We start from the raw sequence: 14,960 nt of genomic DNA, 5'->3' as shown, positions 1-14,960 counted from the left end.
CGTGGTGAACGAGCCCGTGAGGCGGGCACTGGTGTGGTCAGCCCCAGTCGCCGTTGATCCACGCGAGCAGGCGGGCGCGCTTCTTGTAGGAGCAAGGAGTGTAGGCGGGGCCGGACGTGACATGCGCTTCGGACCCGCCCCGCAGGTCGTGTCCGTAGTCGCTGGGGCCGTATTCGCCGTCTCGGCGGCCGTCCATGTCGTCGGCCCAGTCGAGGAGGCCGAAGTCGAGGCCGAGGTTCCCGAGGTATCGGCTGGGGTCGGCCGGCTCCACCGCTGTGGGACGACCGATTCCCCCGGCGACGAGCCGGTCTTCGAGGCAGCCGTCGGAGCGCACGGGCTGGCCCAGGCACCACCCGGCCAGGAACACGGCGTACAGAGTGGTGACGGCGCCGAGGCGGCGCAAGGTTATCCAGGCAGGCACCCGGGGAGTGTCGCACGACACGAGGCCTGCGCCCGCGTCGGCGTACACACCGGACCGCGCCACCGCGCTACCTCGCCACCTCTCTACGGCCAGTGGACCTCGAACCACGCCCGAAGGCGGGAGCGTTCGCCCGTGTCGTTGGTGCAGGCGACGGCGTAGGCCGTGAGCGTCCCGGACAGACTGTTGCCGGCGTCGAGCGGGAGGGGGAGGAAATCGGAGTCCCGGCGTGACGGGTACGTCGTCGGTGCCGGTGCCGGTGCCGGTGCCGGTGCCGGTGTGGAGGTTGGGGCGGGGGCCGGGGACGGCTCCGCTTCGTACTTCTCGGCGATCCGGTCGAGGGCAGCCTGATCGACGTGGCTTTCGGGGCTGACGGGCTGCCCCAGGTACCAGCCCGCGACGAACACGCCGTAGACCGCGGCGGCGGCGCCGAGGCGGCGCGGGGTGACCCACCGGCATGTGTTCACCGGCGGCCCCGCTCCAGAACACGGGCGGCGTGCCGGAGGTCCTCGGCTGCGGCTTCGGCGTCCTTGGCCCGGCTGTCACCGACGAACCGGCAGGCGGGCGAGATCGCTTTGCCCCGCACCGCGGCCTCGTTCCCCATGGTCGCCGAATGGCCGGTGCACACGCCCGGCGACGGGCCTCCTGGCGGGGACTGGTTCCCGCTGCCGTGGCGGGGGCCGACCGAGTACTCGACGGCGATGCTGCCAGGGCCCGCACTGCCGCTCTGGTCGGCGGCGAGAGCCAACCCGGCGCCGAACGCGGCGGCGGAGGAGGCCGCACCGGTTCCGAGGGTGGCGTGGATGCCAACCCGGCGCAGATCGTGCGGTGTTGTGCTCATGGCCAAGCACCCTACCCGCAGGTGTGGACCCGGCTCATGGCCCGGCTCAAGGGCTGCCGGCCGCTGCGGAGGGTGAACATGCGGTCCCCTCTCGGATTCATCTTCGGCACCGGGGCCGCACATGGGCTCGGCGTCGCTGTGCGCGCCCGCGCCTGCCATGACGACGGACGCTGCGCCGACGAGGGCAGAAGTGACGTATGTCTGCCTCGCGGGCTGACATCTCGACTCTCCGGCGCCGCGGAGGGGTGGCTGAGGTCAGCGAGTGGCGGCGCGTGGGCTCGCTTTTCCTCCGGTCGCGCTCTCCCTCTCCTGGCGTAAGGGGTACATCCCGGCAATTACTGCGCGGTAACCATGCCGGAGGCGTCCCTTACGCTTGCCGGGCACCGTCGTGTGGGATGACCTGAAGCACACTGGACACACGGGACACCCGACCACGACCAGAGCACGACCAGAGCACGACCAGACCACGACCAAAAGGGGCAGCCGTGGCACGAACGCGGGCGCAGAGCCTACGCAATGTCGCCGAGGCCGTCGCTTCCGGCACCGATCCGCGTGCGGCGGCGCAGGAGGAACTGCACCGCCGCACCGGACGCGGAAACGCCGGCGGCCAGGAGAGGGCCCTGCGCTACGCGGGCTCCGACGACCACGGCGACGGCGAGCGGTACGAGACCGAGAGCGAGGGCATGGATCCGGCCGACTTCCCGGCGGCCCGGGAGCAGGGCGGTTCCATCGCCACCGTCATGCGGCAGAAGACGGTGCCGCTGGACGAGGCCGGGGAAGCCCTCGGCCGCAGCGAGCAACTGCACGAGCAGGGCGAAGCGGTGCACGCCATCTGCCCGATGGTGATGCCCAAGGGCCGCTCCCTCCTGTCCATGCTTCCGGTGTTGTCGCTGCTGGTGCTGGGCGCGGTGGGCACCGCGGTCGTGTCGACGGTGGGCGCCGAACCGCTCACCAACCCGCTGTTCGGGCTGCACTACTGGGTCATCGCGCTGCTCGCCGTGTTCTTCGTGTGGTGGCGGCAGGGCCTGGTCATGGTGCCGGAGGGCAGTCAGGCGCTGATCACCCGGTTCGGCAAACTGGAGAAGGTCGTCGGGCCCGGTCGCGTCACCCTGCTGAGCCCCTGGAAGCGGGTGTCCTACATCGTCAACACCACCCGCGAGTACCCGTTCAACGCACCCGTGCGCGAAGCCCCCACCAAGGGCGGCGTCAAGGCGTCCATCGACCTGTTCATCCAGTTCAGGATCAGTGACCCGGTGGAGTTCGTCTACACGCTGGGGGCGGTGCGCGGCTTCGAGGAGAAACTGAGCAACGCCGTCAGCGAGACCATCCGCAGCCTGATCTACGAGCAGGAGGCCGCCGGTATCTACGACATGGTCGGCGAGGACACCGGCCGCCTGCTGGAGCAGCTCAACCAGCAGTTCCGGCCCGCGGTGGAGCTGACCAACGCGAACATCACGCACGCCGAGCCCGCCGACCGGCGCTACCGGATGGACCTGGCCGCGCCCGAGATGGTCCGCGTGGCCAAGGAGGCGTACACCCACGAGTACGCCCTCCAGCTCCGCAAGCAGCAGGACGAGGGCGACCTGACCAGGGAGCTCGCCTCCAGCCACGAGACCCTCTCGGCGATCCAGGCGGACATCGCCCAGTACCAGGCGCAGATGGACACCGCCGTGGAGCGGGAGACCAACCGCGCCGAGGCAACGGCCCGCCAGCGTTACGTGCAGGCCGAGTCGGAGGCGAAGGCCAACGCGGCGCTGCTGGAGGCGCAGGCCCTCGACATCCGCGCGGTCACCGCGGCGGAGGCACCCGAAATCCTCGAGTACCGCTACCAGCAGCAGGTTCTGGACACCCTGGAGCAGGTCGCCGACCACCTGCCGCGCCTGGTGCGCATCGGTGGAGGCGGCACGAGCGGCGTCGGCGGCGCGGGGATCGACTTCCTCGAACTGGCCCGGGAGCTGATCGGCGAGCGCGGCGCGGAACTGTTCACGGACGAGGACATGGCGGCCGTCCGAGGCCGTCTGGGGGAGGTGTCCGAGCGCATCACCGCACGCCAGGAAGAGATCGGCGCCCTGCTGGCCGCCGAGCGGCCCACCGTGCCGCAGATGCCCGACGAGACCGGCGCACCGGGTGAATCCGGTGCTGCGAGTGCGGCACCGCATGACGCGGAGGAACCGTCCGCCATTCGCGAGGAGGACCAGCAGTGAGCACCGCCCGTATGAGCCGCCGCTCGGTCATCGCCGAGGCGGTGGCCCCCTGGAACGACATCGCCCGCCTGCTGCGCGGTGGCGAGGCCGACACGCTGATCCCGGTCATCATCCCGCGCCACCGCCGTCGCCTGTGGTGGATGCTGCCGCTCTGGCTCGGCGTCTACGCCCTGCTGGCCGGTGTGATGCTTTCGCTGCGCGAGGCGGACACCGAGGGCTCAGCCGACGTCGCCTTCGGCGCCCTCGGTACCCTGTGCTACACCGCCGGCGGGGTGCTGCTGCTGATCGGCGCCCTGTGGTGGTGGCGTTCATCGATCGTGGAGATCGAGCAGGGCACCCACGGTGTGCTGACGCGCTATGGCGCCGTCACCCGCACCCTGGACGCCGGCCGGCACTACCTGTGGCACCCGTGGTCGCGGGTCGACTTCGTCGTCGACACGGCCACCGAGATCCCGTACTCGGCGCCTGTGATGGCCTGCCCGACGCAGGAGAACGTGCCGCTGCGGTCCATCGAGTTCTTCCTGAAGTTCCGCATCACCGACGCGGTGCTGTTCGTCCGTACCATCGGCGCGGGCAACTTCGACTTGGTGCTGTCCAGTGCGGTGCAGGACGCGATCCGGCAGCGGGCCCGCAAAATGCGCACCGAGCGCGCCTACGACCTGCGCGGCTCGGACGTCGCCGACATGCAGGAACTGCTCAACCGTCAGCTGTCCGGCTACGGCGTGCGCATCACCGGCTCCAACATCCCGGACGTGCAGCTGCCGACGCAGTACCAGCAGCACCTGGCCACCCGCGAGCGGGTCTCCAAGGAGCGCACCGCCTACGACCAGGAATGGGGCCTGATCCGCAAGCGCCGCATCGACAGCCTGGGCATGGACATCGAACGCGCCAAGAAGGTCCGCGACGCCCGGATCGTCGAGGTGAAGGCCGCGCTGAACAGGGCCCGCGAGCAGGTCGCTCAGCTACTGGAGCAGCAGGAGACCGAGGCGCAGCGCGTCCGGTTCGAGATCGAGACGCGGGGGCGCAGCGGCCTCATCGCCGCTGAGAACGAGGCCCGCGCTCAGCGCGCGCTGGCCAAGGCCTACCGTGACAACCGGGCGGTGCTCCAGTACGAACTCGCCCGCCGGCGCCTGGACGTGGGCGCCCAGCTTGCGGGGAAGGCCCCGCAGCCGGTGGTCGTCCGCACCGACGGCGCAGGCACCGACACCTCGGCCCTGTCGACGCTGCTCACTGCCCAACTGCTGCCGCGGCTGACGGCACCGACGGCGCAGGACTGGGGGCGCCCCGACGACTACGGCCGGTCCGGCGTCCGCGAGGAGGGCGGCGACGCACGCTGAGACAGCACAGGTCGGGGCGCTGCTTCCGGGACGGGCTCGGCCCCTCCCGGGCGCCCGACCGTACCGGGGAGCGGGCACGGGCCCATGGGCGCGGGCAGGCAGTGGCCATGGTGCTTCTCGCTGGTGTGCCGTCATCAAGGCAAAGGCACGGGACAATGCGGGTTCGCAGGCTACGGGTCCGGTGTGAGGGGTGGGCGGGGTACTCATGGCGGTCGTCGGCGGGCATCCGTACCGGACCCTCACCCGTGCCTGCGGCGCTGCCCGATGACGCAGGCCAGGGCGAGCCGGGACAAGGGCGGTGAGGTGGCGGGTCCCGTGCGCAGCACCCATTCAGGCATGTGGCGGGCGCTCCGGGCCCATACGACGCCCCGGCCGTCCCTGAACTCATAGGCGCCCGGGCCTGTCGCACCGTCAGCGCACCGAGGAAGACAAGCCAGAACAACGACACGGAGACGGGCAGAGCGGCAGCCCCGCAGCCCCGGACCGGGACGGTGTGGTCCGCGCCTGAGGCCGGGGGTGAGCGGCCCTGGGGAACGGTGACACCTCCGGCCACGCCCGAGCGAAAACGGTTGGCGTGGCCGGCCTTCCCCAGATCGGCCGGATCTCCGCCTTCGGGCGCACGGGGCTCACCAGACCGCCGTCGACGCGGACGCCCACCTCTTGACCGGCGGACGGATCCACTCCCCGCGAGGGCCGCGAGTGGGTGGGGTGGCGGCTGTGCGCCCGTTTGCCCCACCTCCGGGATTGATACGCGCGATACCGGGAACCCATGGCCGTCGATCGGTGTGCAGCCCAGGCTCGAGCCGTGCGGGTGGGCCGCGTGTCGGTGGGCCGGGTTCCACTAAGGAGTTGGTGCAGTGCTGTTGCTGCTGGCCGCGCATGCGGGGGTCGCGGCGGCGATCCCCTGGTGGCAGCGGCGGCTCGGCCATGCCGTGTGGTTCGTCGCGGCCCTGGCGCCGCTGGCCGCGGTGGTCTGGGCGGGCACACGCGCGGCACGGGTCCTGGGCGGCGCGGAGTACCGGGAGTCCCTGCCGTGGGCCCCGGCGCTCGGACTGACGGTCGACCTGCGGCTGGACGCGCTCTCCCTGGTGATGCTGTGGATCGTCGCCGGCGTGGGAGCCCTGGTTCTGCTCTACTGCCGGTACTACGTCGAGCGGGACACCGGCCGTCAGGCCGCCTTGCTGCTGGCCTTCGCCGGGGCGATGGCAGGGCTCGTCCTCGCCGACAACCTCTTCGTCCTCTACGTCTTCTGGGAACTGACCACCGTCGCCTCGTACCTGCTCATCGCGGGGCGGGGCGAGGCGGCGGAGGAGCGGCGCGCCGCCCGGCACGCGCTGCTGGTGACGACGGCCGGCGGCCTGGCCATGCTGCTGGGCTTCGTCGTGCTCGGGCAGACGGCCGGTACGTACCGGATCTCCGCGATCGTCGCCGAACCGCCCAGGGGCGGGATGGTGTCCGTCGCGGTGGTGCTGATCCTGGTCGGAGCGTTCGCCAAGTCCGCGCAGATGCCGCTGCACGGCTGGCTCCCCGCGGCCATGGTGGCTCCCACGCCGGTGAGCGCCTATCTGCACGCGGCGGCGATGGTCAAGGCCGGTGTCTACCTGGTCGCCCGGCTGGCACCCGCACTGGCGGAGGTGGAGCCGTGGCGGCCGATGGTGTTCGCGGTGGGGCTGACCTCGATGGTGCTGGCCGCGTGGCGGGCGCTGCGCGAGACCGACCTGAAGCTGCTGCTGGCCTACGGCACCATCAGCGAACTGGGCCTGCTCATGGCCCTGCTCGGGGCGGGCACCCGGACCGGGGCGCTGGCCGGTGAGGTCATGCTGCTCGCACACGCGGCGTTCAAGTCGGCGCTGTTCCTGACCGTCGGGATCGTGGACCACCAGACGGGGACCCGGGACATCCGGGAGCTGTCGGGCCTGTGGCGCCGCCTGCCCGTCCTGTGCGGGGCCGCCGTGCTCGCCGCGGCCTCGATGGCCGGTCTTCCGCCGCTGGTCGGCTACCTGGGCAAGGAAGCGTACTTCGAGGCGTTCCTGCACGGCACCCGACTCGACGGGCACGGACAGATGACGGTGGTGCTGACGGTCGGCTCCGCGCTGACCGTGGCGTACGCGGCGCGGTTCCTGCATGGGGCCTTCGGAGGGCGCCCCGGTGGGGTGGTGACCGAGGCCGAGCGCCCGGAGGCGGGGTTTGTCGCGCCGGTGGCCGTGCTGTCGGGCGCGGGCCTGGCGCTGGGGGTGGGATACGCGGGCACGGCGGCCGTCGTCGACGCGTACGCCAACGTCTACCGGCCCGGCGATCAGGGGCCGTACGAGCCGGCGTTGTGGCATGGATTCACACCCGTGCTGGGTCTGTCGGCGCTGAGCCTGGCGCTGGGCGGTCTGCTGCATCTGGTCAGGCGCTCGCTGCCTGCCACGCGCCGTCTGCCGGACGTGCAGGCCGCGTTCGACCGTACTGTCGCGGCTGTTGACCGGCTGGCCCTGGCCGTGACCCGGCGTACGCAGGTCGGCTCGCTGCCGCTCTATCTGACGGTGCTTCTGGTGACCGTGGTGGTGGTGCCGGGCGCGGCGTTGGCGGCAGCGGCCCCTTCGCTGGGCTCCCCGCGGCCGTGGTGGTCCCCGGCCGAACCGTTGCTGGCGGTGGTGGTGCTGACGGCGGCAGCGGCCGTGGTGGCCACCCGGCACCGGCTCACGGGCATCCTGCTGGCAGGCGCGGTCGGCTATGGGGTGGCCGGGGTGTTCGTGGTGCGGGGCGCGCCGGACCTGGCGCTGACGCAGTTCCTCGTGGAGACGATGACGCTGGTCGTGGTGGTGCTGGTGCTGCGCCGGATGCCGGCGCGGTTCAGCCCTGGACGGACGATGGCCAGGGTGCGCCTCGTGCGGGCCGTGGTGGCCGGCGCGGTCGGCGTCCTCGTCACCTGCTTCGCCCTGGCGGCGTCCGCCGCGCGCCCGGCTCCGCCGGTCTCCGCGGGATACGCGGACCGCATGGCGGAGGCGGGCGCCGACAACATCGTGAACGCGACCCTGGTCGACTTCCGCGCGCTGGACACGCTGGGTGAGATCTCGGTGTTGCTGGTGGCCGCCGTCGGGGTCGTCAGCCTGGTCCGGGTGGGCGGGCGCGGCGGGCGGAGGGCTCCTGACGGTGAAGGCGGCGGTCCGTTCCCGGCGGCGCACTGGGACCAACCGGTGCAGACCTGGCTGCCCGGTGCGGGAGAGCGGCCCGGGGGCGAGCGTTCGGTGCTGCTGGAGGTGGCCACCCGGCTGCTGTTCCCCTCGATCCTGGTGCTGTCGTTGTTCCTGCTGTTCTCCGGGCACTACCGTCCTGGTGGCGGATTCGCCGGCGGCCTGGTCGCGGGCCAGGCATTCGTGCTGCGCTACCTGGTCGGCGGACGGGCGGACCTGGGGGCGGCCGTACGGGTGTCCGCGGGCGGGGTCGCGGGATCGGGACTGCTGCTCGCCGCCGCCGTGGGGCTGTTCCCGCTGATTCTCGGCGGCGCGCCGCTGGAGAGCGCGGTGGTGACGTTTCACCCGCCGTTGGTGGGCACGGTCAAGTTCGCCACCAGCCTGTTCTTCGACATGGGCGTCTACCTGCTCGTCGTCGGCGTCATCCTCAAACTGCTGTCGGCGGTGGGCGTCTCGCTCGGTCAGGACGAACCCGCAGCGGACGTGGCCCCGGCCCTTGCCGGCGCCGAGAAGAAAGGCGAGCCGCGGTGAACCCGATCGACGTGACGATGTCCCTGGTGGTCGGGGGCCTGTTCGCCGTGGGCTTCTACCTCATGCTGCAGCGTTCCCTGATGCGGATCGTTCTGGGGTTCATCCTGCTGGGCCACGGGACCAACCTGCTGCTCCTGGTGGCCGGGGGCACGCCCGGCCGGCCACCGGTGCTGAAAGGACAGGACACGGACCCGGCGGGGATGGCCGATCCGTTGCCCCAGGCCATGGCGCTGACGGCGATCGTGATCACCTTCGGGCTCACAGCCTTTCTGGTGGCCCTGGCGTACCGGTCCTGGCGCCTTTCCGGGCACGACGAGGTGCGCGACGACGTGGAGGACCGGCGCATCGGCACCGCCGGCGAACGCGGCGAGGCCGCCCCGGGGCCCGACCGGACTGCCGGCGATCCCGCGACGGGAGGAGACCGATGACGGCGGCCCTGCTCGCACTGCCCGTCCTGCTGCCGGCTCTCGGTGCCGGTCTGTCTCTGCTGGGCATGTCCCGCGCGATGGTGCGCGGGCTCAGTATCGGCGTCCTCACAGGAGTCGTGGCCTGCGGCGCGGCGCTCCTCGTTCTGGCCGACCGGCGCGGTCCCCAGACCCTGCAGGTCGGCGGCTGGCCCGCGCCCCTGGGCATCCCGCTCGTGGCCGACCGGCTGTCGGCCCTGCTGCTCACCGTGTCGGCGCTGGTGGCGCTGGCGGTGCTGGTCTTCGCCATCGGCCAGGGCACCGCCGAGGAGCGCCGGCGCACTGCGGCGGTCTTCCACCCCGCCTACCTGCTGCTCGTCACAGGGGTCAGCCTGGCCTACCTCACCGGTGACCTGTTCAACCTCTTCGTCGCCTTCGAGGTGATGCTCGCCGCCTCCTACGTCCTGATCACCCTGGACGCGGGCGAGAAGCGCACCCGGGCCGGCATGACGTACACGATCGTCAGCCTGACCTCCTCCTTGCTGTTCCTCACCCTGGTCGCTCTCGTGTACGCGGCCACCGGCACCGTGACGCTGGCGCAGCTCGGCCCACGGCTCGCGGAACTGCCCGACGGCCTGCGCTCGGCACTCGCCCTGCTGCTCCTGGCCGTTCTCGGCATCAAGGCGGCGATCGTGCCACTGCACTTCTGGCTGCCCGACAGCTATCCCACCGCGCCCGCGCCGATCACCGCCGTGTTCGCCGCCCTGCTGACCAAGGTCGGCGTGTACGCCCTGCTGCGCACCCAGACGCTGCTCTTCCCCCGCACCGAGGTGTGGACCCTGCTTGCCTGCGCCGCGATCATCACCATGATCGTCGGCGTTCTCGGCGCCATCGCCCAGGACGACCTCAACCGGCTGCTGGCCTTCACGCTCGTCAGCCACATCGGCTTCATGCTGTTCGGCCTCGCGCTGTTCGACACCCGGGGACTGGCCGGCACCATCCTCTACGTCGTGCACCACATCGTCGTCCAGGCGGCCCTGTTCCTCGTCGCGGGTCTCACGGTGCGCCGAGCGGGAACCGCCGCACTCCACCGCATGGCGAGGCGCACCCCGCCCGGTCCGCTGGTCGTCGTGCTGTTCGCCGTCCCCGCTCTGAGCCTCTCCGGCATCCCGCCCTTCTCCGGCTTCGTGGCCAAGCTGGCCCTGCTCCAGGCGGGAGTCGGCCGGGGAGGGCCGACGGCGTACACCCTCGCCGCGGTCGCCCTGCTCACCAGCCTGCTGACGCTGTACGCCATGACCCGCGTAGCCACGGCGGCCTTCATGGGACGGCCGCCGGACCCGGGGCAGGCACGGCCCGTACGGCCACCGGGTGCCCGGCACGCCCGCCCGTCCGGGACCCGGCTCATGCTCGGCGCGACCGCGGGCATGGCGGCGACCGGAGTCGCCATCGCCGTGTGCGCAGGCCCCCTCGCCCGTCTCGGTGAACGAGCCGCCGACGACCTGCTGCACCCGCGCGCCTATCAGTCCGCCGTACTGGGGGAGGGGGACCGGTGACGCCCACCTTCAGCTCTCCCGACAGGGTCCGCCGGGGCCTGCGCCACCTGCCGATGATCGGCTGGCTGTGGCTCCTGTGGATCCTGTTGTGGGGATCCACGGGAGCGGTCGTCGTCATCGGCGGCCTGCTCGTCGCCATCGCCGTGGTCCTGGCCTTCCCACTGCCCGCAGTCCTGCCCGGAGCCGTACCCAGGCCGTTGCCCGTCGCACGAGTGCTTGTGCATCTGCTGACGGACCTCGTCGCGTCGGGGACCACGGTCGCCTGGCAGGTCGTCCGCCACGGCAGGAGAACCTCCTCGGCGATCATCGAAGTTCCTCTCCACGTCGACAGCGACCTGCTCATCACAGCCGTCGCCGAGCTCACCACCATGACCCCGGGAACCCTCGTGGCAGAGATCGACCGGCGCCGCAAACGTCTGTACGTACACGCCCTGCCGGTCCGCGACCGGCATGACATCACCCGTCGCCGAAATGGAGTACAGGCCGTGGAACGCCGGGTGGCACGGGCCGTCGGCCACCGTCGGAGCGCCGGCCAACACGGATCGGACCCCGAGCCTCAGGACGACACCGCACCGCCCATCCGAAGGAGGAAGCCATGACCATCGTCCACGGCGCCACGCTGGCCATGATCGCGGCGGCCGGCCTGCTCACCTTGCAGCGCCTCATCCGCGGTCCGCGCGCCCTCGACCGCATCATGGCGCTCGACGTCCTCGTGACCATGGCCATCGCCGCAATCGCCGTGGGCATGGCGGCGCGTGACGACACCACCGCCGTTCCCGTGATCGTCGTGCTCGCCCTGCTGGCCTTCATCGGCTCGGTGACGGCTGCCCACCTCATCGAGAAACGGGAAGGCATGCGATGACCGCCGCCCGTGACGGGCTCACCGCCGTCCTGTTCCTCACCGGCGCGGGCTTCTGCCTGCTCGGAGCCGTCGGCCTGCTCCGCTTCCCGGACACCGGAAGCCGCCTCCACGCGGCAGCCAAGGCCCAGACGCTCGGACTGCTGCTCATCTTGGTGGGGGCGGCGGTACAGATGCCCCTGCGCCATGCCCCGGTCCTGCTACTCGTCGCCCTGTTCCAGTTGCTCACCGCCCCGATCACCAGCCAGATCATCGGCCGCACCGCCTACCGCACCCACGGCCTCGACCGGGACTCGCTGCTCCGCGACGAACTCGCGGACCGCCTCGCGCGCGAGGGCACCCCCCTCCACGAACACGACCGGCCCGAGCGCGATGAGGACTCCGAACGCTGACCGCGCCTGTGCGCGCCGACAGTCGTCGACGGGCCGTCCGACGAGCCGTCCGACGAGCCGGTGGACGAGCCGGTGGTCGTCCGGGGCACAAGAGCCAGGACGTGAACCGTCGCGGTGGAAGTGCCGCATCAGGCAACGTTCGCCCTGTCCCCGTCCTCCTACGCCGGAGTGGTGTAGTTGGTGAGGGTGCCCGTGATGATGACCTACCCGTACCAACTGCGCCGCCGGATAGCGCACTTGTCCGGGATGCCCGTCCGGTCAGCGACGGCAGCCTCTATCCGGCGATCAACCGCCTGGTCAAGGCCGGGCTACTCGACCGCAGAGCCGATCCGGGCGCCTCCGCCGCCCAGCGGCACACTCTGAGCCTGACCGCCGCCGGCCGCACCGAGCTGCTGCGCCGGCTGCGGGAGGCCGACGGCCTGGACATCAGCGACAGCACCCGGTACTTCACGGTCCTGGCCTTTCTCTGCTCGCGCCGGTGGAGTTCAACTCGGCCGCTCCGTCGCGTTATTGCGTCGCTCACCGGTTCTCACCCCTGCGCCGCCGGTACCGCCTCGCGGTGCGAGGTGGCCGGCAGGCCGAGCGGCACCAGCGCCAATGAGCGCGAGGACTCGGTCGCCCTCGCCGGGGCCGCCTGACCATGAGACCAGACCCACCCGAGTGACCCAGCGGCACCACGAGTTCAATCTCAGTAGCCTGTCCGTATGTCAGAGCGTGTCATGCCCGGTCGCACGGACGGCCTGATCACCCTGGTCGCCGCGGACGCTCTGTGGGTCGATCTGACGGCCGACAGTGACGTGCCGACGGTTTCCGGGGCCTTCACCTGCTTTCCTACCGGTGCCCGGCCGGGGTACGTCCTGCTCGGCGGCCATGTGCTGGCGACGGTGAGGACGAGCGGCGGCCGGCGGAGTGTTCCGGAGGCTGAGGTGCGCCGGGCGGCCGCGGACCTGAACGCGGTTCGGGTGGATCGGCGGGACCTGGTCCGCATCGGTCCGTTTCGTGGGGCTCCGCGGCAGGAGGGCAACGAGGAAACGGCGCTGCGTTGGCGCCGGCGCATCGCAGCGGAACTGCAGGAGCTGGGCGGCCCCGAGCGGGCAGCGCGACGCGAAGTCGGCCGGCCGTACACCCTGGCGGGGATCGACTGGCGACAGATACTCGTGCAGCGGACCCGCGACGGGGCGCAGCGCACATGGTGGCTGCCGCGCGCCGTGGTCAGGCTGCTGGACGCTGCCGAGCACGCCGAAACGCGGTGGGTGCAAGCCGCGCGGACTGGCCAGGCGAGCGCAGCCGTCACCGAGTCGCCCTCCCACCCCCCGCAGGTCCGAGACGCCGGCGGTCGGCAGACGACGAGCCCCGACGGCCGCACTGCCGCACTTCGCCCGTACGACAAAGAGCTGGAAGGCCAGCTCTACTCGGTGCTCAGCAGGAAGCCCGGTACCTCCCGCAGGGTGGCCGGGTGGGCGTGCGCCGTGTGCCGCACTGCGCCCGCCACCGTCCTCGACCACTGCCACGAACACGGCTACGTCCGCGCCCCCGTCTGCCAGTCCTGCAACACCCAGGAACGCCCCGACCACCTGTACGGCAACGACATCCGCGTGGCGAACCGCTACACACGCCTCTTCCACACCGACACCGACGACTGGCTCCGCCACTGGCACCGCTGCCCCGGCTGCCGCGCACGCACCACCCTGCCCTTGGCGCACCTCGCGGCATGGACCGCCTACATAGCCTGCCGATCGCTGCGCCCGACCCACCGCGCCCCGCGCGGGCGCAAGCCCTGTGGTCTCCTGCGCGTGTCATGGACGGGCAGTCAGAACGCACCCCGTTCCTGCCTGCTCACTGTCGCCGTCGACTTCTGCCCCTCCGGCGAGCACCGTGTCCTGGCGCGAGTCCCCTACCGAGAAGCCACCGAGCGGTTTCGTGCCTGGTTGGCCGAGACGGCCCCTGCCGTGGCCGCCGCGGCCGGTCCCGACCGCCTGGACGGCCTCCCCGCCCAATTCCGGCCAGTCATCGCGGACACCAGCGGTGGGGACCTGGAACTGTTTTGAGCGGGCACCGGGCGATCTCCTGTCGTGACCTGCTGAGGAGATCAGGCCGTGGAGAAGGCCGCAAAGCAGGGCGGCCGGGAGCTGTTTCGTGAGGTGCCTCTCGACGTGCCAGCCGGCGAGCCAGGCTCGGACGCCGCCTTCGAGGGCCGCGCGGTCAGTGCTTCATGGCGGGCGTCTTGTGGGTGACGTTGGGTCATTCGGTCGTTGCTCGATCTATCGGGGTGAACCGTCCGTCGCGTCGCCCGAGTACGTGTCCGCCATGGTTGCGTGCGCTGTGGTGAACCGCTCGGCGGCCTCCCACAGCTCGCCTTCGCGCTGCGGGTCGTAGGACTCCTGGGACGAGCGGTCCGCACGGCTGCGGTCGACGTAGGAGCCGGTCGGGGCCTGGGTTGTGCCGAGGACGACGTCGGCGAGGTAGCGGCCCGCGGCACCGCGGCTGGTGGCGAACGGGGTGAGGGTCATCACCGGCATGATGCGGCGCATCGCGAACCGGGCGACGGGACCTGCGTTGCGGGCGAGGCCGGTGCCGGGGACGAATCCCGGGTTGTAGGCGACGGCGTCGATCCCGGCCGGCAGCCGGCGCGCGTACTCGTGAACCAGGTAGATCGCGGCCAGCTTGCTCGTCGAGTACGCGGTGCGCCCGGCGGCCGCGGTGTCCGGCTTGGGGAAGGCGCCCGTGCGGGCGAGGACGTCCGGGGTCTTCCAGGCTGGGCCGGGCACCATGCCCATGTTGTGCTTGAAGTCGCCGAAGTGGGTGTCGCTGGCGGTGATCACGATCCGGGCGGGAGCGGTGAAGCGGTCCTGGAGCAGTCGGACGAACAAATGGTTGGCGAGCACGTTGACGGCGAAGGTGGCCTCGAACCCGTCGGGCCCCTCGGTCAGCGCGTTCGTGTACTGCATGCCCGCGTTGCCCACGAAGCCGCGCAGCGGCGGCAGGTCACCGCGGTCGAGCCGGTCGCGGATCTCGCATGCGGCCGAGCGGACGCTGGCCGGCGAGCCGAGGTCCGCCGAAACGTGTGAGACCGTGTGCCCGCCCGCGCCGAGCTCCGCGGCGAGCTGCGCGCCGGAAGAGCCACGGGCCACGACCAGGAGGTGCGCGTGCGGCGACCGGCGCAGGATGTGCTCCGCGGCGACGCGGCCGATCCCGCGGCTCGCGCCCGTCATCACAAGGGTGTGCTTCATGGAAGGCTCCTC

General features: G+C 71.7%; 13 protein-coding genes and 1 pseudogene. 10 read left to right on the top strand and 4 right to left on the bottom strand.

Annotated elements, in window-relative coordinates; genetic code table 11:
- Positions 1 to 37: 37 nt before the first annotated feature.
- From ACZ4V1_RS29620 to ACZ4V1_RS29610, 3 genes are all read right to left on the bottom strand, one after another.
- The gene (locus ACZ4V1_RS29620; RefSeq protein ID WP_468341989.1) at positions 38 to 421 is read right to left on the bottom strand and encodes a hypothetical protein; all 384 of its coding nucleotides are present in this window, start codon (positions 419 to 421) and stop codon (positions 38 to 40) included.
- An 83-nt stretch (positions 422 to 504) separates the two neighbouring features.
- Positions 505 to 885, bottom strand: coding sequence for a hypothetical protein (locus ACZ4V1_RS29615; RefSeq protein ID WP_468341986.1), 381 nt, complete (start codon positions 883 to 885; stop codon positions 505 to 507).
- Positions 882 to 1,259: a hypothetical protein gene (locus tag ACZ4V1_RS29610; protein ID WP_468341983.1), complete on the bottom strand. Its 378-nt coding sequence runs from the start codon at positions 1,257 to 1,259 to the stop codon at positions 882 to 884. Before ACZ4V1_RS29610 ends, ACZ4V1_RS29615 begins: the two co-directional genes overlap by 4 nt.
- Positions 1,260 to 1,744: 485 nt before the next feature.
- Between ACZ4V1_RS29610 and ACZ4V1_RS29605 the strand changes: the two genes are divergently transcribed.
- From ACZ4V1_RS29605 to ACZ4V1_RS29560, 10 genes and pseudogenes are all read left to right on the top strand, one after another.
- A complete protein-coding gene (locus ACZ4V1_RS29605) occupies positions 1,745 to 3,463 on the top strand; it encodes an SPFH domain-containing protein (protein WP_468341980.1) in 1,719 nt (572 codons plus the stop codon).
- Positions 3,460 to 4,800: an SPFH domain-containing protein gene (locus tag ACZ4V1_RS29600; protein WP_468341978.1), complete on the top strand. Its 1,341-nt coding sequence runs from the start codon at positions 3,460 to 3,462 to the stop codon at positions 4,798 to 4,800. The genes ACZ4V1_RS29605 and ACZ4V1_RS29600 overlap by 4 nt, the downstream gene beginning before the upstream one ends.
- 857 nt (positions 4,801 to 5,657) lie before the next feature.
- On the top strand, positions 5,658 to 8,510 hold the full coding sequence (locus ACZ4V1_RS29595) for a Na+/H+ antiporter subunit A (RefSeq protein ID WP_468341976.1): 2,853 nt from the start codon (positions 5,658 to 5,660) through the stop codon (positions 8,508 to 8,510).
- A complete protein-coding gene (locus ACZ4V1_RS29590; protein WP_468341974.1) occupies positions 8,507 to 8,938 on the top strand; it encodes a Na(+)/H(+) antiporter subunit C in 432 nt (143 codons plus the stop codon). The genes ACZ4V1_RS29595 and ACZ4V1_RS29590 overlap by 4 nt, the downstream gene beginning before the upstream one ends.
- Positions 8,935 to 10,467: a Na+/H+ antiporter subunit D gene (locus tag ACZ4V1_RS29585; RefSeq protein WP_468341972.1), complete on the top strand. Its 1,533-nt coding sequence runs from the start codon at positions 8,935 to 8,937 to the stop codon at positions 10,465 to 10,467. The genes ACZ4V1_RS29590 and ACZ4V1_RS29585 overlap by 4 nt, the downstream gene beginning before the upstream one ends.
- Positions 10,464 to 11,066, top strand: coding sequence for a Na+/H+ antiporter subunit E (locus ACZ4V1_RS29580; protein WP_468341969.1), 603 nt, complete (start codon positions 10,464 to 10,466; stop codon positions 11,064 to 11,066). The genes ACZ4V1_RS29585 and ACZ4V1_RS29580 overlap by 4 nt, the downstream gene beginning before the upstream one ends.
- Positions 11,063 to 11,329 carry an MrpF/PhaF family protein gene (locus ACZ4V1_RS29575; RefSeq protein WP_468341966.1) on the top strand — a complete coding sequence of 89 codons (267 nt, stop codon included), beginning with the start codon at positions 11,063 to 11,065 and terminating at the stop codon, positions 11,327 to 11,329. Before ACZ4V1_RS29580 ends, ACZ4V1_RS29575 begins: the two co-directional genes overlap by 4 nt.
- Positions 11,326 to 11,718 carry a monovalent cation/H(+) antiporter subunit G gene (gene mnhG, locus ACZ4V1_RS29570; protein ID WP_468341963.1) on the top strand — a complete coding sequence of 131 codons (393 nt, stop codon included), beginning with the start codon at positions 11,326 to 11,328 and terminating at the stop codon, positions 11,716 to 11,718. Before ACZ4V1_RS29575 ends, mnhG begins: the two co-directional genes overlap by 4 nt.
- A 195-nt stretch (positions 11,719 to 11,913) precedes the next feature.
- Positions 11,914 to 12,185 (top strand): annotated as a pseudogene (locus ACZ4V1_RS29565) (PadR family transcriptional regulator); the annotation flags it as partial.
- Between the two features lie 237 nt (positions 12,186 to 12,422).
- The gene (locus tag ACZ4V1_RS29560; protein ID WP_468341960.1) at positions 12,423 to 13,766 is read left to right on the top strand and encodes an endonuclease domain-containing protein; all 1,344 of its coding nucleotides are present in this window, start codon (positions 12,423 to 12,425) and stop codon (positions 13,764 to 13,766) included.
- 213 nt (positions 13,767 to 13,979) lie between these two features.
- Here the strand turns inward: ACZ4V1_RS29560 and ACZ4V1_RS29555 are convergent, their stop codons facing one another.
- Positions 13,980 to 14,948, bottom strand: coding sequence for an SDR family NAD(P)-dependent oxidoreductase (locus ACZ4V1_RS29555; RefSeq protein WP_468341957.1), 969 nt, complete (start codon positions 14,946 to 14,948; stop codon positions 13,980 to 13,982).
- Between the last annotated feature and the right edge of the window lie 12 nt (positions 14,949 to 14,960).

This window comes from Streptomyces sp. NPDC028991, assembly GCF_055564775.1.
Note: the sequence above shows the minus strand (reverse complement) of the source record. Positions and strands in the feature narration are given on the sequence as shown.